Origin of the sequence: Mycobacterium pseudokansasii (assembly GCF_900566075.1) — a bacterium.
Taxonomy (GTDB): Bacteria; Actinomycetota; Actinomycetes; order Mycobacteriales; family Mycobacteriaceae; genus Mycobacterium; species Mycobacterium pseudokansasii.
Window position 1 is genome coordinate 832,178 of sequence record NZ_UPHU01000001.1, and the last position, 19,845, is coordinate 852,022.

18 protein-coding genes and 2 pseudogenes are annotated in these 19,845 nt (G+C 66.3%); 5 read left to right on the plus strand and 15 right to left on the minus strand.

Features of this window, described 5'->3' with window-relative positions; translation table 11 throughout:
* Both EET10_RS03850 and EET10_RS03855 read left to right on the plus strand, forming a co-directional pair.
* Positions 1–1,863: a PE family protein gene (locus EET10_RS03850; protein WP_122502737.1), complete on the plus strand. Its 1,863-nt coding sequence runs from the start codon at positions 1–3 to the stop codon at positions 1,861–1,863.
* An 89-nt stretch (positions 1,864–1,952) separates the two neighbouring features.
* Entirely contained in the window at positions 1,953–2,651 is a 699-nt protein-coding gene (locus tag EET10_RS03855; protein WP_036398603.1) for a demethylmenaquinone methyltransferase, read from the plus strand.
* Here the strand turns inward: EET10_RS03855 and EET10_RS03860 are convergent.
* Together EET10_RS03860 and menJ are read right to left on the minus strand one after the other, a co-directional pair.
* Positions 2,648–2,986 carry a DUF732 domain-containing protein gene (locus EET10_RS03860; protein ID WP_036398601.1) on the minus strand — a complete coding sequence of 113 codons (339 nt, stop codon included), beginning with the start codon at positions 2,984–2,986 and terminating at the stop codon, positions 2,648–2,650. The genes EET10_RS03855 and EET10_RS03860 overlap by 4 nt on opposite strands.
* Positions 2,987–3,035: 49 nt before the next feature.
* Positions 3,036–4,256, minus strand: a complete 1,221-nt coding sequence (gene menJ / locus EET10_RS03865) for a menaquinone reductase (RefSeq protein ID WP_036398599.1) — start codon at positions 4,254–4,256, stop codon at positions 3,036–3,038.
* Positions 4,257–4,277: 21 nt separating this feature from the next.
* Here menJ and grcC1 point away from each other — a divergent pair, with 21 nt between their 5' ends.
* Both grcC1 and htpX read left to right on the plus strand, forming a co-directional pair.
* A complete protein-coding gene (grcC1, locus tag EET10_RS03870; RefSeq protein ID WP_063468305.1) occupies positions 4,278–5,285 on the plus strand; it encodes a nonaprenyl/(2E,6E)-farnesyl/geranylgeranyl diphosphat synthase in 1,008 nt (335 codons plus the stop codon).
* A gap of 96 nt (positions 5,286–5,381) precedes the next feature.
* The gene (gene htpX, locus EET10_RS03875) at positions 5,382–6,242 is read left to right on the plus strand and encodes a zinc metalloprotease HtpX (RefSeq protein WP_036398597.1); all 861 of its coding nucleotides are present in this window, start codon (positions 5,382–5,384) and stop codon (positions 6,240–6,242) included.
* 265 nt (positions 6,243–6,507) lie between these two features.
* Here htpX and EET10_RS32140 read toward each other — a convergent pair.
* The 6 genes and pseudogenes from EET10_RS32140 to EET10_RS30105 all read right to left on the minus strand — a co-directional run.
* A pseudogene (locus EET10_RS32140) lies at positions 6,508–6,717 on the minus strand (DUF732 domain-containing protein); the annotation flags it as partial.
* Positions 6,718–6,923: 206 nt separating this feature from the next.
* Positions 6,924–9,164: a manganese-exporting P-type ATPase CtpC gene (ctpC, locus tag EET10_RS03885; protein ID WP_122501909.1), complete on the minus strand. Its 2,241-nt coding sequence runs from the start codon at positions 9,162–9,164 to the stop codon at positions 6,924–6,926.
* Positions 9,165–9,174: 10 nt separating this feature from the next.
* On the minus strand, positions 9,175–9,456 hold the full coding sequence (locus tag EET10_RS03890) for a DUF1490 family protein (RefSeq protein WP_036398596.1): 282 nt from the start codon (positions 9,454–9,456) through the stop codon (positions 9,175–9,177).
* Positions 9,457–9,703: 247 nt separating this feature from the next.
* A complete protein-coding gene (locus EET10_RS03895; protein ID WP_051490210.1) occupies positions 9,704–10,900 on the minus strand; it encodes a hypothetical protein in 1,197 nt (398 codons plus the stop codon).
* A 60-nt stretch (positions 10,901–10,960) separates the two neighbouring features.
* The gene (locus EET10_RS03900) at positions 10,961–11,365 is read right to left on the minus strand and encodes a hypothetical protein (protein WP_036398593.1); all 405 of its coding nucleotides are present in this window, start codon (positions 11,363–11,365) and stop codon (positions 10,961–10,963) included.
* A gap of 155 nt (positions 11,366–11,520) precedes the next feature.
* The gene (locus EET10_RS30105; protein WP_218028431.1) at positions 11,521–11,937 is read right to left on the minus strand and encodes a hypothetical protein; all 417 of its coding nucleotides are present in this window, start codon (positions 11,935–11,937) and stop codon (positions 11,521–11,523) included.
* 577 nt (positions 11,938–12,514) lie between these two features.
* Here EET10_RS30105 and EET10_RS30110 point away from each other — a divergent pair.
* Entirely contained in the window at positions 12,515–13,150 is a 636-nt protein-coding gene (locus tag EET10_RS30110; RefSeq protein WP_218028433.1) for a hypothetical protein, read from the plus strand.
* A gap of 189 nt (positions 13,151–13,339) precedes the next feature.
* Here the strand turns inward: EET10_RS30110 and EET10_RS03910 are convergent, their stop codons facing one another.
* The 7 genes and pseudogenes from EET10_RS03910 to EET10_RS03935 form a co-directional block, all read right to left on the minus strand.
* A complete protein-coding gene (locus EET10_RS03910; RefSeq protein WP_036399539.1) occupies positions 13,340–14,008 on the minus strand; it encodes a YoaK family protein in 669 nt (222 codons plus the stop codon).
* 398 nt (positions 14,009–14,406) lie between these two features.
* The gene (locus EET10_RS03915; RefSeq protein ID WP_036398591.1) at positions 14,407–15,369 is read right to left on the minus strand and encodes a cation diffusion facilitator family transporter; all 963 of its coding nucleotides are present in this window, start codon (positions 15,367–15,369) and stop codon (positions 14,407–14,409) included.
* A gap of 104 nt (positions 15,370–15,473) precedes the next feature.
* A complete protein-coding gene (locus EET10_RS03920; RefSeq protein ID WP_036399537.1) occupies positions 15,474–16,094 on the minus strand; it encodes a cation efflux transmembrane domain-containing protein in 621 nt (206 codons plus the stop codon).
* Between the two features lie 394 nt (positions 16,095–16,488).
* Positions 16,489–17,559 carry a PPE family protein gene (locus EET10_RS03925; RefSeq protein WP_122501910.1) on the minus strand — a complete coding sequence of 357 codons (1,071 nt, stop codon included), beginning with the start codon at positions 17,557–17,559 and terminating at the stop codon, positions 16,489–16,491.
* The gene (locus EET10_RS03930) at positions 17,546–17,815 is read right to left on the minus strand and encodes a hypothetical protein (RefSeq protein WP_036398589.1); all 270 of its coding nucleotides are present in this window, start codon (positions 17,813–17,815) and stop codon (positions 17,546–17,548) included. The genes EET10_RS03925 and EET10_RS03930 overlap by 14 nt, the downstream gene beginning before the upstream one ends.
* A 180-nt stretch (positions 17,816–17,995) precedes the next feature.
* Positions 17,996–18,397, minus strand: a complete 402-nt coding sequence (gene lpqS / locus EET10_RS32585) for a putative copper homeostasis (lipo)protein LpqS (RefSeq protein WP_484200455.1) — start codon at positions 18,395–18,397, stop codon at positions 17,996–17,998.
* A gap of 455 nt (positions 18,398–18,852) precedes the next feature.
* Positions 18,853–19,803: pseudogene (locus EET10_RS03935) on the minus strand (FAD-dependent oxidoreductase); the annotation flags it as partial.
* Positions 19,804–19,845: the final 42 nt, after the last annotated feature.

The window sequence follows — 19,845 nt, forward strand, 5'->3', positions numbered from 1 at the left end:
GTGTCGTATGTGATCGCCGTACCGCATCTGGTGACAGCCGCCGCAACGGATTTGGCGGGCATTGGGTCGGTAATCAGTGTGGCCAACGCCGCGGCGGCCGCTCCGACAACGGCGTTGGCGGCGGCGGGTGCTGACGAGGTGTCTGCGGCTATCGCGGCTCTGTTTGCTGCGCACGCCCAGAACTACCAGGCGCTGAGCGCGCGGCTGGCGGCGTTTCATGGCCAATTCGTCCAGGCCGTGACTGCTGCCGGGAATGCCTATGCCGCCGCTGAAGCCGCTAACGTCGCACCCCTGCAGGTCCTTGAGCAGCAGGTACTGGGTGTGATCAATGCGCCCACACAGCTGCTACTGGGACGCCCGCTGATTGGTAACGGCGCCAATGGGGCGCCCGGGACGGGGCAAAACGGCGGGGCCGGTGGGCTGCTGTTCGGCAACGGCGGCAATGGCGGATCCGGTGGCGGTACCCATCCCGGTGGCGGCAACGGCGGTGACGCCGGGTTGTTCGGTTGGGGTGGCAGCGGTGGTCTGGGTGCGCCGGGTGCGCCCGGGGGCAATGGCGGTAGCGGCGGGTTGTGGTTCGGCGGCGGTGGGGCCGGTGGGGCCGGTGGCAACGCCATCATGCCTGGCCAGAATGGCGGGGCGGGTGGCAGCGGGGGATCGGCCTGGTTCTTCGGTCAGGGCGGGGCCGGTGGGGCGGGCGGACTGGGTGCCACCGGTGCCGACGGCGTCAACCCAGGCCCGCTGCCTGCCGGCCCCCCGGCGAGCGACGGCTCACCGGGTAGCGCTGGAACCTTCGGTGGGAACGGTGGAGCCGGCACCAATGGAGTCAGCAGCCCCACCCAGGGGCAGGCCGGCGGTACCGGCGGCGTCGGCGGCAGCGGTACTACGTACGGGGGTAATGGGGGTGTCGGGGGTAACGGCGGGGTGGGCGCCCCGGGCGGTGCGGGCGGTGATGGCGGCTTTGGCGGCTCGGAAGCGGGCAATGGCGCTAACGGGGGCAACGGCGGTGCGGGCGCCGCGGGAGGGCAGGGTGGCACCGGCGGTGCGTGGGGCGGTACTTCCTTTACTTCCTCAGGACACGCCGGCACCGGCGGCACCGGGGGCGCTGGGGGTACCGGCGCGGATGGCGGCACCGGGGGCACCGGCGGGCCGGGTTTCGTGGGCGGCGGTGGCGGTTCGGGCGGGCCGGGCGGTGTTGGCACCGCGGGTGGCTCCGGCGGCTCCGGGGGCGCCGGAGGCGCGGGCGGTCATGGCGGCCTACTGATCGGCAATGGCGGATCCGGTGGCGTGGGTGGTGGCGCCGGTGCCGGTGGCACCGGCGCCACCGCCGGTGCCGGTGGCTCCGGCGGCAGCGGCGGCGCCGCACCCGCCGCGGGTGGAGGCGCCAACGGTAACGGCGGAGCGGGTGGTTTTGGGGGTGTCGGAGGTACCGGGGGCACCGGCGGCACGGGCGGCGCCGGAGGTGCCGGTGGCCACGGTGGTTTCCTGATTGGTGATGGCGGCGCCGGTGGCATCGGGGGAAACGCTGGCGGCGGCGGCATGGGCGGCACCGGCGGCGCCGGCGGCGGCGGCGGCAACACCGGCTTGGTTGTCGGGAACCTGGCCGGTGCCGGCGGTAATGGCGGCAATGGCGGCAACGGCGGCACCGGAGGTGCCGGTGGCAACGGCGGAAGCGGCGGTATTGGCGGGGCAGGCGGGCTTTGGGGCCATGCTGGCGCGTCGGTCGCCGGCGGCAGCGCGGGTGCCGGCGGCACCGGCGGCAACCCGGGGTCCGGAGGTTCTTTCGGGGCGGGGTTGTCGACTGGCGTTGCCGGTCAGGCCGGTCAGACCGGGGCGACCGGCGACGACGGCCGGCCCGGGTGATACGCGCTTGACGGGCCCGCGCTGGCGGGGGCGGCGAACGAACGGCGCCGGCAGTTCGCAGTCCGCCTGAGGCGGGTAGCGTCTGGCTGGTGAGCCGCGCCGCCCTGGACAAGAATCCCCGGGACGTCGCGTCGATGTTCGACGGTGTCGCCCGCCGTTACGACCTGACCAATACCGTGCTGTCGCTGGGCCGGGACCGGTACTGGCGGCGCGCCACCCGGTCGGCGTTGCGGATCGGTCCCGGCGACACGGTGCTGGACCTGGCCGCGGGCACGGCGGTGTCCACCGTGGAGTTGGCGAAGTCCGGCGCATGGTGTGTGGCGGCCGACTTCTCGGTCGGGATGCTGGCCGCCGGCGGGGCCCGCAAGGTGCCCAAGGTCGCCGGTGACGCCACTCGGCTGCCGTTCGCCGACGGGGTATTCGACGCGGTCACCATCAGTTTCGGGCTGCGCAATGTGGCCGACTTCCCGGCCGCGTTGCGCGAGATGGCCCGGGTCACCCGGGCCGGGGGCCAGTTGGTGGTGTGCGAATTCTCCACGCCCACAAGCGCGTTGTTCGCCACGGTCTACAAGGAATACCTGATGCGGGCGTTGCCGCGGGTGGCGCGTGCGGTGTCCAGCAACCCCGACGCCTATGTGTACCTCGCGGAGTCGATCAGGGCATGGCCGGACCAGGCGAGCCTGGCGGCCCACATTTCGCGGGCCGGGTGGTCGGCGGTGCGGTGGCGCAACCTGACCGGCGGAATCGTGGCGCTGCATGCCGGGTACAAGACCGGCGAACCCGATTAGCTGATGCCGGCACCCTGCAGAACGCCGACCTGCTCGGGGCAGTAGTGGTCGATGGCGGCACCCAGGAATTGCAGCGCCTGCCCCTGCGTGGTCCCGCGCGGCAGGTTGCGCTGCAGGAAGGTCGCCGAGTTGTAGGCAGTGTGGTCGACGCCTCGTTCCAGCCGCTCGCAGCTGATCTTGGCCAGCCACGCGAGCTGGTCCTGCGGGCCGTAAACGCCGAAACCGTTGACGGTTTGCTTGAATGTGTAGTCGTAGTCGTCGGCCCGCGCGGGTGCGGCCAGCACGACGGTGACCGCGGCTGTGGAGGCGATAAGAGCCAGCCCCGTTCCCTTCATTAGCCGGACTATACACCTCTGCTGCACGTCGCAAGAGGCGCAGCAGGGCTCAACTGAACGGCGGCCGGCGATCGATCAGCCGCGACGCCCGACCGGCGCCGCGCCACACCCGCGCCACCCAGTCGGCGTCGTCGTCGGTGACCAAATTGGCCATCACGCGCACGGCGATCGTCATCAATGTGGTGGAGCGCATCGCCACGGGACCGGTGGTGGGCAAGAACCGCTGGAAAGTCAGCAACAACGCCAGCCTGCGTGCCACCGAGAATCCCCGGGCGTAGTGGTCGTGCAGCAGCGACGGCCACACCCGGGACAGGTCGGCTGCGTCCAGCACTTCGGCGGCCAGCCGCCCGGTCTCGAGCCCGTAGTCGATGCCCTCGCCGTTGAGCGGGTTGACGCACGCCGCGGCATCGCCGATCAACATCCAATTCGGCCCGGCCACCCCGGAAACCGCGCCGCCCATCGGCAGCAGCGCCGACGCCACCGCCCGGGGCTCGCCGGGAAAGCCCCACTCGTCGCGGTGCAGGTCGGTGTAGTACGACATCAGCGGCCGCAGCGCCAGCTCGGCCGGTCGTTTGGTGGTCGACAGCGCTCCCACGCCGATATTCACCTCGCCGTTGCCCAGCGGGAAAATCCAGCCGTAGCCGGGCAACACGGCGCCGTCGGGAGAGCGCAGTTCCAGATGCGAGGTGAGCCACGGATCGTCCGCGCGCTCGGTCGTCAAATAGCCGCGTGCGGCAATGCCGTAGACCGTCTCCTGATGCCATCGGCGGCCCAGCTTGCGGCCCAGCGGCGACCGCGCGCCGTCGGCGACGATCAACTGCCCACAGGCCACCTCGGTCCCGTCGGCCAACCTGACCGACACCACTCGCCGCGACGAGTCATGATGCGCTGCAACGACTTTCGTACCAAGCAGCATGCGGGCCCCGCAGTCCTCGGCGACTTTGCGGATCCGGTCGTCGAGTTCCGTGCGGGCCACCGCGCTGCTGTGCGCCGGGAAGGACGGTCCGGGCCAGGCGATTTCCACCTCGCCGCCGAATCCGCTCATCCGTAGGCCGTGGTGGCGGATGCGGCCGGCCAGCCACCGGCCGAGCCCCAGCCGTTCCAGTTCGGCGATCGCTCGCGGCGTCAGGCCGTCACCGCAGGCTTTGTCGCGGGGGAAACCGGCCGAGTCGATGACGAGTACGTCCCGGCCGCTGCGGGCAGCCCAGGCGGCCGCTGCCGACCCGGCCGGTCCGGCGCCCACGACTACCAGGTCGGCTCCGGTCTTCATGCTCACCAGTATGTTGGTCGGATGAAAACTCCGGCGACGGTGGTGGCAGGCGTCGACTTCGGGGATGCCCGGTTCGCCACGGCTGTGCGTGACGGTGTCGCGCGGATCGAGCAGCTCATGGACACCGAGTTGCGTAGCGCCGACGTGGTGATGATCGACTCGCTGCTGCACCTGTTCAAGGCCGGGGGTAAGCGGTTCCGGCCGCTGTTCACCGTGCTGTCGGCCCAGGTCGGGCCGGACCCGGAGGCTGAGGAAGTGATCATCGCCGGCGCGGTCGTCGAGCTGATCCATCTGGCGACGCTCTACCACGACGACGTGATGGACGAGGCCGAGGTCCGCCGCGGCGCCCCCAGCGCCAACGCACGGTGGGGTAACAACGTCGCGATTCTGGCCGGCGACTACCTGCTGGCGACGGCGTCACGGCTGGTGTCCCGGTTGGGGCCGGCCGCGGTGCGGATCGTCGCCGACACCTTCGCTGCCCTGGTGACCGGTCAGATGCGTGAGACTCGCGGCGCCCCGGAAGGCGCGGACCTGATCGAGCAGTACCTGACGGTGGTGCATGAGAAGACCGGCAGCCTGATCGGGGCCGCGGGCCGGTTCGGTGCCATGTTCTCCGGCGCCGACGGTGATCAGGTCGAGCGGCTGAGCCGCCTGGGCGGCATCGTCGGCACGGCTTTTCAGATCGCCGACGACATCATCGACATCGACAGCGAATCCGACGAGTCGGGAAAGGTGCCCGGCACCGACTTGCGCGAAGGCGTGCGCACGCTGCCGATGCTCTACGCGCTGCGCGATACCGGGCCCGACGGCGCACGGCTGCGTGCGCTGCTGGCCGGACCCATCCACGACGACGACGCGGTGCTCGAGGCGCTGGCGCTGTTGCGCGCGTCGCCGGGGATGGCCATGGCCAAGGAGGTGCTGGGCAAATACGCTGCCGCGGCGCGTCATGAGCTGGACCTGCTGCCCGAGGTTCCGGGTCGGCAGGCACTGGCGGCGCTGGTCGACTACACCGTGAGCCGGCACGGCTAGCGGGGATTATCGGACCCGCGGAACCCGGCGGACCCTCCGGGCGTTGAGTCAACAGTAAATCGGCAAGCCGAGGTGTTCGTAGGAGGACACACACAGATGACCTGGCATCCGCATGCCAACAGACTGAAGACCTTCCTGCTGTTGGTCGTTATGTCAGCGATGATCGTGTTCGCCGGCCGGCTGTTCGGCACGACGGCAATGTGGTTGGCGGTGCTGTTCGCCGTCGGGATGAACGTCTACGTCTACTTCAACAGCGACAAGCTGGCCTTGCGGGCCATGCATGCGCAGCCGGTCTCGGAGCTGCAGGCGCCGTTGATGTACCGGATCGTGCGCGAGCTGGCCACCGCTGCCCATCAGCCGATGCCGCGGCTGTACATCAGCGACACCGCGGCGCCCAACGCGTTCGCCACCGGCCGCAACCCACGTAACGCCGCGGTGTGCTGCACCACCGGCATCCTGCAGATCCTCAACGAGCGGGAGTTGCGTGCGGTGCTGGGCCATGAGCTGTCGCACGTCTACAACCGCGACATCCTCATCTCGTGCGTGGCCGGCGCGCTGGCCGGCGTGATCACCGCCCTGGCCAATATGGCCATGTGGATGGGCATGTTCGGCGGAAACCGAGAAAACAGCAATCCTTTTGCGTTGCTTCTGGTTTCGCTGCTCGGCCCGATCGCCGCGACGGTGGTGCGGTTGGCGGTGTCGCGGTCCCGCGAATACCAGGCCGACGAATCGGGTGCCGTCCTGACCGGCGACCCGCTGGCGTTGGCGTCGGCGCTGCGCAAGATCTCCGGTGGCGTGCAGCTGGCTCCGTTGCCGCCGGAGCCGCAACTGGCCAGCCAGGCGCACCTGATGATCGCCAACCCGTTCCGGGCAGGCGAGCGGATCGGGTCGTTGTTCTCGACGCACCCGCCGATCGAGGACCGCATCCGCCGCCTGGAGGCGATGGCCCGCGGTTAACGGTTTTTATTGTGATAGCACCTGCGCTATCGCATCTGGCGGAGTCCTATTTCCGTGGAAAGCCGCGAATACGCTAGCGCCCGCGCCATCAGATTTAGCGTTAGCTGGTACAACACCACCCGGCTGATGCACCGCCTGGGCCGCATCCCACCCGCGGAAGCCGAGGCCGAGTACTACGCTCGACTCCAGGCCGGGGAGCACACCGGTCACACGTAAAGAGGTGTGCAGGAAACCGGGGACGGTTCACCAGGAGCGTTGGCTTTTGGCCTTTGTCCAATCCGGCGCACATGCTATGGGCCATAGCAATCGCGGCGTTGCGGTTCGCAAAGACGATCCCGTGTTTCTTGAGCGCCCCGAAGAACTCATCATCGGTTTGATCCGCTGCTGCTGGCGTTGCGGAGATCAGCGCGGCGGCGGAGAGCAGGATCGCGCTGATTATCGACCACTTCCCAAACTCTGCCTTCGTTTGGGTCACGGTTTCCCTTCACGGCGGCAGCTGGGCTCCGGGTCGAGCACGGGGCAATGATCAGAACCAATGAGCCTCGGCGCGGCAACGTGAGTGGGCGCACTTTTGCCAGGTAGCTCTGAAAGTCCCGTCGTCCTAGTCACGACCCGCGTGCCAGTACCGGAGCGCGCAGCAGCTCAGAGAGAGAGATGGGTTACCGGCCGCGCCCCGCCTGCTCAGCCGACACTTTTGATGGACTCATTTGGCCTCCTCACCGTGCGAGAGATTGGTGCCGGCGCTGTCGTCGAGTGCCCGTTGGCGGTCGCAGATTGACCGTTGGTCAGGCGGTAGCGGATCAGTCGAGAGCTGTTGGTGACCACCGCGACCGAGGACGCGTTGTGCAGGATCGCGGCCAGCACCGGCGAGAGCACACCTCCAGCACCCATCAACAGGCCAACAGAGTTGACGGCGATAGACATGCCGTAGTTCTGCCGGATCACCGCGACGGCCCGCGCACCCAGATCGGGTACGTCAAGCAGGCGGTGCAGGTTGTCGTTGGCCAGTGCGACATCGGCGGTTTCCACTGCGACGTCGGTGCCGGCCAGGCCCATGGCGATCCCGATGTCGGCGGTTGCCAGCGCCGGAGCGTCATTGATGCCGTCACCGATCATGGCGACGACGTAGCCTTCGTCTTGGAGTTGGCGCACCGCCTGAAGCTTGTCTTCGGGTAGCACCTCGGCGCGCCATTCGTCGATACCGAGTTCGCCGGCGACGACCTCAGCGGTCTCGGGATGATCACCGGTGAGCATCACGATGCGCTGGATGCCGTTGCTGCGCAACTTGTTCAGCACGTCGGCCGCCTCGGGACGAATATCGTCGCGCAGGCTGATCAGCCCGACCAGCGTGCCATCCACGGCCAGCAGCAGCGGGGTCTCGGCTTGACGGCGCAGTTTGCTCACCCACTCGGCTGCCTTCTTGGAGACCCGGACTTTTTCGGCGCGTAGCAGCGAGGGGCTGCCCAGCAGCAGAACCCGGCCATCAGCCCAGGTGCGCATGCCCAGGCCGACCAACACTTCGCACTGCTCATGGGGCGGGATAGCGATGTGGCGTTCGTTAGTTGAGCGGATCACCGCTTCGGCCAGCGGATGGCGAGAGTGGATCTCTGAGCTGGCCGCGTAGGCCAGGACCTCTTCAGGTTGCCAGTCCTTCTGGAAGGCAACAACATTCGTCACGACAGGGCGCCCAATGGTGAGCGTTCCGGTCTTGTCGAACACGATGGCGTTCACCCGGCCGGCTTGTTCGAGGTGAGATCCGCCCTTGATCAGGATGCCGCGGCGCGCGCCGTTGCCGATCGCGGCGCTGATCGCGGTCGGGGTCGACAACCCCACCGCGCACGGGCACGCGATCAACAGCATGGTCATCGCGCGCCGAATGTCCCCGGTGAAAGCCAACGTGGCCGCGGACACGATGAACGAGATCGGAACAAACCGGCGGGAGAAGTTCTCACCGACCGTTTGAATCGGTGCCCGATCGTGCTGGGCCTCTTCGACGCGGGAAATGATGCGCCCGATCGTGGTTTCGTTGCCGACAGCGGCGGCGCGCACCACTAGGCGTCCGCGTACCACCACCGATCCGGCGTGCACGCGGGAGCCGACGACCATGCTCACGGGCAGCGTCTCCCCGGTGATCGCGGACTGGTCGACCACCGCTTCCCCGTCGAGCACCTCGCCGTCCACCGGGATCGCCACGTGATCGTGGACCACAATCTCGTCACCGATTTGCAGGGTGTCGATGGGCACCTGGACTTCGCTGCCATCATTAGCCCTGATCCAGGCGGTGTCCGCGGTGCCGCGTAGCAGGTCGGCGATGGCCCGGCGCGTCCGCCGCAGCGTCAGGTCCTGCAGGTACTCGCCGATGTTGAGCAGCCATAACACGGTGAGCGCGACCACGTTCTCCCGCAACACCATGCTGGCCACCGTGGCCACCGTCACCAGCGTGTCGGTGCCCACGCGACCAGAACGCAGCGCCCCGCGGAAGAACGGATAGCCCATGAACACCGTCGCACCGGTGGCCACCAGCTGAGCTTTGGGGCCCAGAAGGGGCGGGCGTCGGAAACCGTAGCGGCGCACACCCAGCAACACCAGTGCGGCCCCGCCGATCGCGAGCCGCAGCACCTCGGTGTTGCGCACATCGGCCGAGCGCGGCGTACGTGCCGGAATCAACTCAGCCGCGACGTGTTTAGCCGCCGAGATGGCCGCCACGATCGCCAAGCGATCACAACGCTTGGGGGAATACCACACCACGACCGATCCGGTGTGGGGATAGGCATGCACCGCGCGCACCCCGGTCTGCATATCCACCGTTTCTTCGACCGCCACCGCACGGCGGGAATCCGAACGAACCCACGGCACATGCACGCGCATCCGCCCCGCCGCGTCGGAAAGAATTCTTACGGTGGTGTCATCGACAACAGCCATCGTTGAGCGATCAGTGGTCGTGGTCGTCGTCTGCGGCGGCAGCCGGCGGGGAAGCCTCTTCACCGATGCGTTCACGCGCCTCGGCGACCACATCGGCCACCTTCAGCCGCGCCGATTCCGCTGCCACTTCAGCGCGCCGCGTTCCTCGCAGACCCAATTCCGCGGCCGCGACCGTCGCCCGACGCACCGGCGCCGCGCCGGCCGCCTTCCGCAACAACTCATAGGCGCTCACGCCCACCAATCCCGTGACCACCGTGGCGGCTGCCTTTGCCGCTAGCGCGTGCGGAAACATCGATTTCCTCCTCGTGTTTGGGTCCAGTTGAGCACAGCTTTATCGCTGCCACGCCCGAGTATAACATAGATACATCGCAATATGACTATGAATTTCTTTCGGATTGGACGACGACCGCGTTGGGCGTGGGTGGATCGAATCGCAGTTGCTCGCGCTTTTGGCGCCCGCTATTGAGGTGTCTAGCCGCTTGAGGATTGACTTTCGACAATTTGTTGTCGATGTGAAATGGTTGGCTTGTGGCGAATCCTCAAGCGGCTAGCGGTGTTTCGATGGCCAGGTCATTGAAGAGGGTTTGCATGTCGATCCGGATCTGTTCGTAGTCACGGTCCACGCGTGTCCAGTGCGCGGGTTTGCGTCCCATCCTGGGGCTACGCACTCCGGCGAGGATCGGGGTTATGACCTGGTCACGCAAGGTGAGCAGGGCCGCGATCGTGCGCGCAGCCAGCGGCGGGACGAGGTAGCGACGTGCGCGGCTGGGCTTGTCAACGAGCTGTTTGCCGCGCAATTTGCGCAGGTCGTAGGCCGCCTGACGGACGCTGTAGTCGGAGTGGTCGTGGCCGGTGAGGGCGTGCACCTTGGCGGTGAACTCGGAGACGGTAAAGCCGTTGGGGGCCGGGGCCAACGCGAGGGCGGCACGCAGCGCGTCATGCATGCGGGGTTTGTTGAGGTCGACACGGCCGACGCGGGTGGCGCCCAACTGGGTGCCGGTCGGCAGCTCATCGAGCACGCCGTCGCGGAGGAATCCGGTGTCCACACAGTCCAGCGCGGTGGCGAACCGGTCGGCGATGCCGGCGAGGCGGGTCACGATCTCGGGGAAGTGCTCGATCATGCGCCCGCAGCGCAGCTCGGCGGTGTTGTGCACGATCGCCTCGGACCGAAGCACGCGTTCGCCTTTGGTGTAGGCCTTGCCGGTCAGGCGCCCGAAGTGCAGCTTGAACACGGTCAGGTCATACGTAGGTGTCTCGATCGCGGCCTCGATCACCGAGGAGCGTTTGCGGGTGCGCCGCGGACGCTGCGCGGTGCCGAAGATGGTGCGGATCTTGGGCACGTCCAACCGCGAGCGGGTGCGATCCACCACGGTGTCGAACACCCGTTGCATCGTTGGGCCGTCGGCGAAGATCAGGTTGCGGCTGTACTCAAGCTGATAGACGGCCAACCCGTAGCCGAATCCGCTTCGCTGTTGCTCGTCAAGATCCAGCCCGAAGCACAGGCAGGCCGAATAAATCCACCGGTGACAGACCTGGCCCAGCCGCCCTACAGCCGCATCGCGCGACAAGGCATCTGCGATCCGGGCCAGGCCCGCCGGGTCGGCCACCGCGGTGAAACAGTTGCCGACCTTGCTAAATGCTATCCCCGCCGCGGCGGCCTGCCGAGCCACGAACTCATGCCCGTTGAGCATGATCTGCGCGCCAAACGGCGGATGCCCCGACATCTTGATCGTCACACGCCCCCAATCGGGGTCGATGATGTGAAACGAATAGTGGTTGACGTATTCGCGCCTCCTCTAGATGTTGACGATCCGGCCGGTGTTCGGTGAGCGTTTCACCTTCCACACCGGTGCCGGCGCCTTGGCCACCAGCACCAAAAACACCCCAATGCCGACCTCATGGGTGGCCAGGTACTCCTCGGCGATGCGATGCTTGCGTTCCCCTGCCTTGCAGAAGATCACCGGTACCGCGTTGGCTGCACCCCAGGCCTTGACCCGGCGCGCGCACCGGCCCGCCATCCGCATTAAATGGGTGTTGTCCAGCTCGGCGTCGCTGCCGCCGTGCAATCGTCGCCACCAGGTACGCAACCCGCCCGGGTCATACCCCAACGGGAAGAACGCGTTGAGCACGATCCGATCCACGCAGTCATAGCTGCCGGTCACCAAATCCGAATACCGCAGGCTGAACTCGTCCCCAGACACCCGCTCAACCTACGAAACCACCCGCCCGCGCGAGGTCAAACTGCCCGAAGGGCCACCGCCGCCGGGCGAAGTCCCGGCGGCGGCGTAGCGACCCTTGGCGACCCTTGGTCGCTAGGGACCCTTGGTCGCTAGGACCTTGAGGATTGTCTTGAGTTTCAGGCTGCTTTGGGTAGCAGTCTGGCGGCGTCGGTGCGTTGTGTGATGTGAGTATCGATGGTGCGCAATGCGTTTCGTAATGGCGGTGGTGCGGGTGGCTGGTCGGCGGCCATGAGGGGCGCCAGTAGACGGTTGTGCAGTTTGGTGTAGAAGATCGCAAACCGCAGCCCGTCGCCGGTGAGGCGGTAGAGGTTGCGGCCCGGGATTCGGGTGATCAGGCCGTTGACGCGTAACCGGGTGAGGTCGTAGCTGGCCTGGTTGGTGGTGTAGGCGGTGCCGTCGAGCAGTCCGGTCATCAAGGCACGCAGGCTCTTGTTGGTGATGCCGGTGACAGCGAGCATCGTCGTGCACAGGGCGCCGGCCAGGGCTTGGACCCCGAAGATCGCCGAACCGTAAGGCCGGGGTCTTCGCGCCATCCTCGGTGAGGGTCGGCCGCGCGATCCGCTCAAAGGCTGGACTCGCAAGGACGCAGCCCTGGCCGACACGCTCAGTATCGAGCAGGCGCCGATTGATTGCACGCGCGCGGGCCTGCAACTCATCGAGATGGACCAGGCGCCGCTGGCAGCGTAGGTCATCGGGTGAGTTGATCACGGTCTCGATCCGCAGCGCCCGCCCGCCTTTCAAATACTGCTTGATGCGTGAGCTCTTGTAGAACGCGTTGACGGTGACCTCGGTACCGCGAGTGACGACTTTCGTCTTGGGCACACAGTCGAGTTTCGGGGGCCGACCGCCTCGGCGGGGCCCGTAAAAGATCAGTTCCACGGTGTCGGGACGTCCGATGTCGAGGTTATCGGCGACCAGGGCTTCAAAGAATGAGCGGGCGTGGCGTGGGGCGTTGAAAACCAGGGTCCGTGACACCTCGACCTGGCGCATCGACAGTTCCCACCAGTAGCCCGCCGCCCGGTCGGCGTCAGTCAGCGGCAGCGGCAGCTGGCTCATCCAACGCTCGAAAAATACCTCGATGGCGCCTGGGCCCAGCCGGTCGCAGATGGCTTGCAGCGCGGCGGGATCCGCACAGGCGGCAAACCCGTTGGACAGCTCGTCAAACCCGATGCCGGCGTTGGCGGCCTGCCGTTTGGCGTACTCATGGCCGTTGAGCCACACCTTGATCGGGTACGGGAAGGATGTGCAAATCTTGATGAACGCCGGCCCGAAATCGATGTCCCAGACATAAAAATAAAAACACGTGACCCGCCGGTCTGCCTTGTAGAACGAAAACCACGGCACACCGTTGTTGCCGATGTGTTTTGCCGAGGCGAACACATTCTGGAACTCCTGGCCGATCCCGACTGCGACCACCCCGGAGCGGCCTGTACCCGCCTGTCCAACCAAATATGGGCGCATCACCTCAATCTTGCGGTCGTCCTTGCCGAACCTGACCACCGGGATGGTGTTGTCGGCAGCGAAGCGCTCGACCGCCCGGCGAAACGTGGTGCCCATCTTCTCGATGATCGCCGGCGACGGGATCGGATAACCCAGGTGCGCGGTCATAAACGACACCACCTGCCCGCCCACCTGCAGATTGGGCACATAGCCATTGAGACAGATCCGATCCATGCAGTCCAAATCCAGAACCACATGCCCATCAAGCACATCGTTGACCGTCACTGCCGCAGCCATGACCCTTAGCCTGCTCGGTCAAACCGGTCCTGACCAGCGACCAATCCCGGCGCGGCGCACGTGAGGGCAGGCTCGGACCGCTTCTCAACCGGCAGCTAACCGGCAACGAACCCACCCCACCTAACCGCCCACCTCGGCGGTCCGAGGCTGGCCTCGCTGGAAATCTGGTTGGGTGGGCCGTCTGCGCGCGTGTGGGATTTAGTTGCGCAGTGCGCGACGGTCGACGTGAAAAAAGGTGTAGCCACTGGTGAGCGTGCAGACGAGGGCCGCGACCGCAAGCATCTGGGACCCACTGACTACCAAGCTGATACCGCCGCCGGTCGCCGCGCCGGCGATGAAGCTGAACCACAGCAGGAAGTATCCAAGCCATTCCCTCGCGCTTGCGCCACTGAGGTGACGCTCGATTCCTTGACCCATCTTGACCAGCGTGCCCGTGACGTAGCTCAGCGGGATCGAGACCTCGCCGTTTTTGACAAAGGAGGTGTTTAACGCGCCGATCCCAAACGCGGCGAACAGCACCGGGACAAAGGAGACTTGATTGGTGGACCATCCGTCCACGGCGATATCGACGCCGGCGGCCACGAAGAGGCACAGGGCGGTCAGCACGGTCGGGCCATGCGGGTGCGCCAGCCACCAGTGCCGGCGACACAGCGATGCGGTCACGACACCACCGACAAAAGACGCCAACAACAACGCCGCCGCGATCGACAGCCACTGCTCATTGCGAAAGAGTCCCAATACGGCGCGCTCGCTATTACCCGTCATGAAGGTGACAAAGTAGCCCGCGGAGTGGGTAAACGCCGCCGCCCCGATTAATCCCGCCAACCCCGCCAGCACCCAAGACAACCGCGCTTCACGGCCGAAGATCGCACTATGCGCGGACGCCGGCGAAGCTGCCGCGGATTGCCGCACCGGGTCGCTCACCGCCGCTGCATCGACGGATGAGTCCAGCTCGGCCCAATCAACGACGGCGTCCCCGCAGCCTGTGCACGGGTGAACGGTCACCGCCCACTGTGGCCGCGCAAGCACCTGTGTATCGCAGCGCCCACACTGCGGGCGTGATTCCTTGTCCTGATCAAATCCGTGATCGGCCATAAAAATTAAAGTCCCCCTTCTCGTGCTTACAGATTGCCGCCGCTCGTCGCCCACAGAGCGAGCGCTGCTCATCGACGTTGAGTGACGCTCCCGGCCGACTTGTGCCCTGAGCGGCGGTCACGACCTGCGTTGAGCACCACGATGCCATGGTTGCGGTCGGTGCCTGTCTGTTATGTGCCGGTGGAGCGATGCGTCGGACCGTGCGGATCCTCGCAGTACGCACACCCGCCAGTCGCACCCTGCTTGCCGGTTCCAGACGTGGCGTGGTCAAGCTGCAACGTGGCGTGGGAGATGCCATGCTCGCGGGCCAGCAGCTGCGCCAAGTCATTTCGGGTGGCGTGGCAGTCGCGGGCCGCGGCGACAATCACGTGTGCCGACAGCGCCGGTGTCCCTGAGGTGATTTCCCACACGTGCAGGTCGTGAACCTCCACGACCGTGTCATGGGCGGCCATCGCCTGCCCGATCGCGCCCGGCTCAATACCCGCCGGGGCGGCCTCCAGGAAAACCAGGCTGGCCGCACGCACCAATCCGACACCGGCTCGAAGCATCAGCGCCACCACGATCAACGTGGCGATCGCGTCCGCACGCCCGAACCCGGTGACCACGATCACCACCCCGGCCACCGCAGTGGCGATGAATGCGAACAAGTCGTTGAGAATGTGCTGAAAAGCGCCCTCCACATTGAGACTGGCCCGGTTAGCCCGGCTGATCATCCACGTCGCCCCCAGGTTGACAACCACACCGACCAGCGCGGTGATCAGCACCAGCATGCCCGTGACCTGCGGCGGATGAATCAGCCTTTTGATCGCCTCGTAGGCCAACCATGCCGCCAACACCAGCAAGGTCACGCCGTTGGCCTGCGCGGACAAAATCTCCACGCGCCGCCACCCGTAGGTCATTCGCCCCGACGCCGGGCGCGCGGCCAGCCGAATCGCCCACAGCGCCAGCGCAATCGAGGCCGCATCGGTGAGCATGTGCGCCGCATCGGAAAGCAACGCCAAGGACCCCGCGACGAGACCCACCACCACCTCGCCCAGCATGAACGCGGCGATCACCGCCAGCGCACCGCTCAGCCAGCGGCGGTCAGCATCCGGCGACGCATGCCCATGCGTGTGGCTATGTCCGGCGCTCATCGCCGCACTCGCGCTGCCTGACCCATGCCCACAAACTATGCGTACATCGCGATATATGCAATCAGGATGTCTAGTATTCCGGCGCTGTTTACCATCCTCGTTCTTCAACATCCGCAGTCCTTGCCGCGCCACGATCGCAGACCTTGCCAGACGACAATGCCGGCGATGGCCAGCCCGATGGCAGGGTCCAACCACCACCCGCCGGGCCACCTGAGGGTGAGCGCCAGGCCAAGCAGAACTGCGGCAGCCTGGGCGGCGCACAGATAACTTTGGATGCCTTTGCCGACCGTGGCGCCCGAACCCAACCGTGCACCCAGTTTGTGCTGCGCACGGCCTAGGATCGGCATCTGCACCAATGCGGCCGCGGTCAACAAAACGCCGCCCAGCGTGGCATGCGATGCGTGCTCGTTGAGCAGATGGTGCATGGATTCAGCGGCGATGTAGGGGGCGCTGAGCCAAAACGTTACCGCCACACCGCGTTGCGCGCGAAGCTCGGCTGTTTCGGACAGGGCCCGCGCGCCGCTGAACCGCCAAATCACGATCAGGCTGGCCATCGCTTCAGGCACGCTTCCTAACGCCCATGCAGTCAAAGCGACGGATCCCGCGGCCACGCCCTGCCACAAGCCGACCGCCCCGTCGGCGACCACAAAAACCAGGCTGGCCCAGGCCAGCCCTCGCGCCCATCGCGCGGCCCGGTGCCACCGGGCATCGCGACGAGATGCCATCTGTGATACGCAAGTGGTTGCAGTACAACAGATGTCGTCGTCGATTGCCGGGGTGGCGGCTGAATCAAGCGATGTCATGAGGGCCGCTCTGCGGGTGCGCCGAGCATCAGCACGTACTTCGGCGTTGCTCGTGGCGCGAGCCTACAGTCGTTGGCCCTGACCATTTGCCCTATCCAAGCCTGCCTGATGTCAGGTCGTTTCAAGATGGCCGGGCAGATGCCTGGGCTGGCACCATTGGCAACGTAGGGCCACCACCGCAAATGCTGGTTCACACGCTGATACGGTGACCGTCCGGCGCCTGAAGATCTGCTAAAGCTCCCGGTTGTCGTGGTCGGCTGGACTCCCGAGATGGTCACCGGGGTCCAGCGTGCGGCAAGCGGTTGTCTTCTCACGGTTATCTCCATCCCATTACGGCCGGCACCTCGGAAGGGAGGATGAATTTGGTTGCCCCCGAGGCTGTTTCAACGCACTCTGTTGTGGCGGTCACAAGCCAGGACTGCGGCACCAACAACTTCCCGACGATAGTCGGCGGATCGATGTTCGTGTGCGACAGCGCCTCATCGCGGCCTGCGGGCCCACGACGTCGGCTCATCCAGTCCGCACACTTGCCCCCAAACCACGCCCGCACCGACACCGGCCGGCCCCTCACCCGAAAGCGTTCGCCAGCCACACCACCCGCTATCGCCGACGTCACCCGAGAGACCAGAGATGAGAACATCGAGCAAGGCGAAGCCCAACCCGAATCCGCTTCACCGCCAACCAAACTCAATGTCGACAGATCCAAGCCAGACGACGAGACCGCCGGCGATGCAAGCTGGTTCAGCGCAGCAGGCACCGCGGAAAACAACCCCGGATCGGCCGCCACCATCGGAAGCGTGTTCGTCGCCGCTGACGTGTCGTCGCCCGAGGCTCGTGGCGAAGCGGCCCTCAATTCGACCGGAGGTGCGGTAAACGGAGTCACCCGGGAAGCCGCCGCCGAGCTGCTGGCATAGCGATACATCGCATCGGCATTCTGGGCCCACATGCCACTGTACTGGGCCTCGGTGACCGCGATCTCAGGAGTGTTTTGACCCAGAAAGTTGGCCGCCACCAGCGATGCCACGCGGTCACGGTTGGCCGCAATCACCGACGGGGAGGCCATCATCGCCAGCGCCGTTTCATAGGCAGTTGCTGCCAGCCTGGCCTGGGCGGCGGCCTGCTGCGCCTGCCCGGCAGTGGCGAGCATCCATTTCAGATATGGCGCCACCGCCTCCGCCATCGCCGCCGCCGCGGAGCCTCGCCACGAATCGTCGCCAAGCCCAGAAATTACCGCCTCGAACGAGGCGGCGGTGGAATACAACCCGTCGACCAGGCCCTCCCAAGCGCCAGCAGCAACCAACATCGGTCCCGAGCCGGGACCAGAATACAATCTGGCTGCGTTGACCTCCGGCGGTAATGCTCCAAAATCCATGTTACTGGCCGCCATTGCTCAGCGGGCCGTAGTGGTGGAATGGCGCAGTGATCACCAGCGCGCGCACGCCGGCGGCACAGACAGCCGCCTCGATGACAGGCGCTGCGCCGGCGCCCGCCGTAGAGCCCGGCGGCCCGCTGACGCCTGTATCGTCAACCGGGGCCAGTGACTTGAATTTGATGGTGCGATGAGACATTGAGTTCTCCGTGAAGATATGGGCTTTAGACGAAGCAACACACTCGGCGTGGTCCACTTCGGTGTTCTCAGGCATGACCGATCGTTTTTGGCCGGGCTGTCAGCTCGGACGTCAGATGACTCGACGCAGTGCGCTTCCGTATCGACTCAATGTGTCGGCAGGTCGGCAACCGATTCCGGCAATAAGCCAGGGCTGTCGAATGGGCAAGCGGTTACCAGCGGAAAGCGCAGCGTCGAATGACCTGACGCTGACCTATCAACGCCGTGCGAGACACAACTGTCTCAACAGCTTTTGACCTGCGATGGGCGTGGCAGGGCCCCGGGGCGGGCCGCGTCTGGCCTGCCGTACCCGGTCAAAGCGCCAACCGACAGTGGCCACCGTCGCGGCCGCGGCGGAAGCGAGAAGCGCAGTGTCCCACCGCGGGAGATCCACCGCCGCAGTCGATACGAGACACGACGGCGATAGTCCGCTATCACACTGCGCGTGATCGCCAGTAACGGCGAGTGCACCACTAGATGAGCTAACCGACCCATGGGCCCCATCAAGCGAGACAGCCGCGTGCCACGCGTGCTCGACGGCACCGCCCAGCAACCAGAGCGCCGCGACGATGGCAATGGCCGATCGCAGCAGTGACTGTCCAAGTAGGCCGCTCCGCACAATGCCCTCGAATGTAGCAGCACTTGCAACGCAGGCACCCGACGTTGCAGCCCTGATGCCAGGTGTCTATCAGATCGGCATGGCCACACGCCGGTGTCCGCACAGCCTTCGCGGCCCGCCCCAAAACAGGTGCAATGCCGCCCGCGCTACCCCACAGGCTGCGCCAAGGCCAGGCGCGACAGCTCGACGTGCCTCTTCTCCAGCCGCCAAAGCGGCTGCTGTGCATGCCGGTGAACATCTCCTCATGTCAGCGGGATCGCCGGCCCATCACGCCGCCCGCAGTCGGTCACGCGGATTGGCAGCGTGGATAGTGCAAACACCACGAAGCTCATACCCCGATACTGACAACCGCGTGCTCGTGCCCAGCGCGGCGAGCACCGCCCCGCCCCGGGGACTATTTCGCCCCGCCGGAATCTAGCCAAAGGTACTTGGGTCGTCGATACTGGTGCGGCCTTTTACTGCGTGGCCGAGACGGGGTGTTCCCAGAGGGCTCGCCAGTCGTGTTCTTCTTTCTGCTTGTCCTGGTGTAGCTCCTCGGACGGCGGGGTGAGGTGGATGGCGGGGTGAGGCAGGCCGAAGAAGTCTCCCGCGCCTTGGGCGGAGGTGTGTGCTCCGGTGTCGATAAAGCAGTATCCCCGCCCCGACAGGACACCAGCGTGGTCGGTCTGGCGAAGGTAGCGGAGTGCATTTTCCGCGGCGGCTTTGGCGCCGTTCTTGGCGAAGATCGCCGCTTTGGGCAGAGGTCGGCCGGATGGGGACGTGATCGCGGTAGTGTCTCCGATCGCGAAAATTCCGGGGTATTGGGTTTGCATGGTGGTAGCGTCGACACCGATCCAGCCCGGTCCGTCGAGCGTGAGCGCCGGTTCGTGCGGGGGTATAAACACCAGAAGGTCGAACTCGACGACGGCGCCGTCTTGGAACTCGATGACCCGGGTGTCGTTGTTGACGCGGGCAACGCTGTGTTCGCCGTAGAAATCGATGTTGTTGGCGTGGAGTAGCGCGACGAGTTCGGGGCCTGCATAGGGGCCCGCCGAGGGCATGGGTTGTTTTTCTGGGCTGTATACGGAGATCTGCGTCGCGGCGCGGGAGCCGTTCTCACTGAGAAGGTCTGCCGCCAGGAGGGCTCCTTCGTAGGGGGCTACTGGGCAGCGGTACGGCTGGGAGGTTACAAGGAACACCAGCTTGCCACCGGCGAAGCTACGCAAGGCGCGGTGCGCGTCAGTGGCGGCGTCGGCGCTGTAGTAATGGACTGCGGTGCCGTTGTCCACAGCGGCTGACAGCCCCGGCACCTTGTCGACGGCGTTGCGGGCGCCGGTGGCGATGACCAATGCGTCGAATGCAATGTCGGTGGAGTCGGCTAGTCCGTAGTTCCCCCCGTTAGGTGGGGTCTGAGTCGCCGATGTGGTTTGTGAGCAGGTGTTTTTGCGCCCACGTAAAGGCGAATATGT

Excerpts from the sequence above, each read along its gene's own strand:
- menJ (WP_036398599.1), bottom strand. The coding sequence starts at position 4,256 with ATGAAGACCGGAGCCGACCTGGTAGTCGTGGGCGCCGGACCGGCCGGG.
- EET10_RS30105 (WP_218028431.1), bottom strand. The coding sequence starts at position 11,937 with ATGGCGCGAAGACCCCGGCCTTACGGTTCGGCGATCTTCGGGGTCCAA.
- ctpC (WP_122501909.1), bottom strand. The coding sequence starts at position 9,164 with ATGGCTGTTGTCGATGACACCACCGTAAGAATTCTTTCCGACGCGGCG.
- EET10_RS03890 (WP_036398596.1), bottom strand. The coding sequence starts at position 9,456 with ATGTTTCCGCACGCGCTAGCGGCAAAGGCAGCCGCCACGGTGGTCACG.
- grcC1 (WP_063468305.1), top strand. The coding sequence starts at position 4,278 with ATGAAAACTCCGGCGACGGTGGTGGCAGGCGTCGACTTCGGGGATGCC.
- EET10_RS03930 (WP_036398589.1), bottom strand. The coding sequence starts at position 17,815 with ATGCCTGAGAACACCGAAGTGGACCACGCCGAGTGTGTTGCTTCGTCT.
- EET10_RS03920 (WP_036399537.1), bottom strand. The coding sequence starts at position 16,094 with ATGGCATCTCGTCGCGATGCCCGGTGGCACCGGGCCGCGCGATGGGCG.
- EET10_RS03860 (WP_036398601.1), bottom strand. The coding sequence starts at position 2,986 with ATGAAGGGAACGGGGCTGGCTCTTATCGCCTCCACAGCCGCGGTCACC.
- htpX (WP_036398597.1), top strand. The coding sequence starts at position 5,382 with ATGACCTGGCATCCGCATGCCAACAGACTGAAGACCTTCCTGCTGTTG.
- EET10_RS03925 (WP_122501910.1), bottom strand. The coding sequence starts at position 17,559 with ATGGCGGCCAGTAACATGGATTTTGGAGCATTACCGCCGGAGGTCAAC.
- EET10_RS03915 (WP_036398591.1), bottom strand. The coding sequence starts at position 15,369 with ATGAGCGCCGGACATAGCCACACGCATGGGCATGCGTCGCCGGATGCT.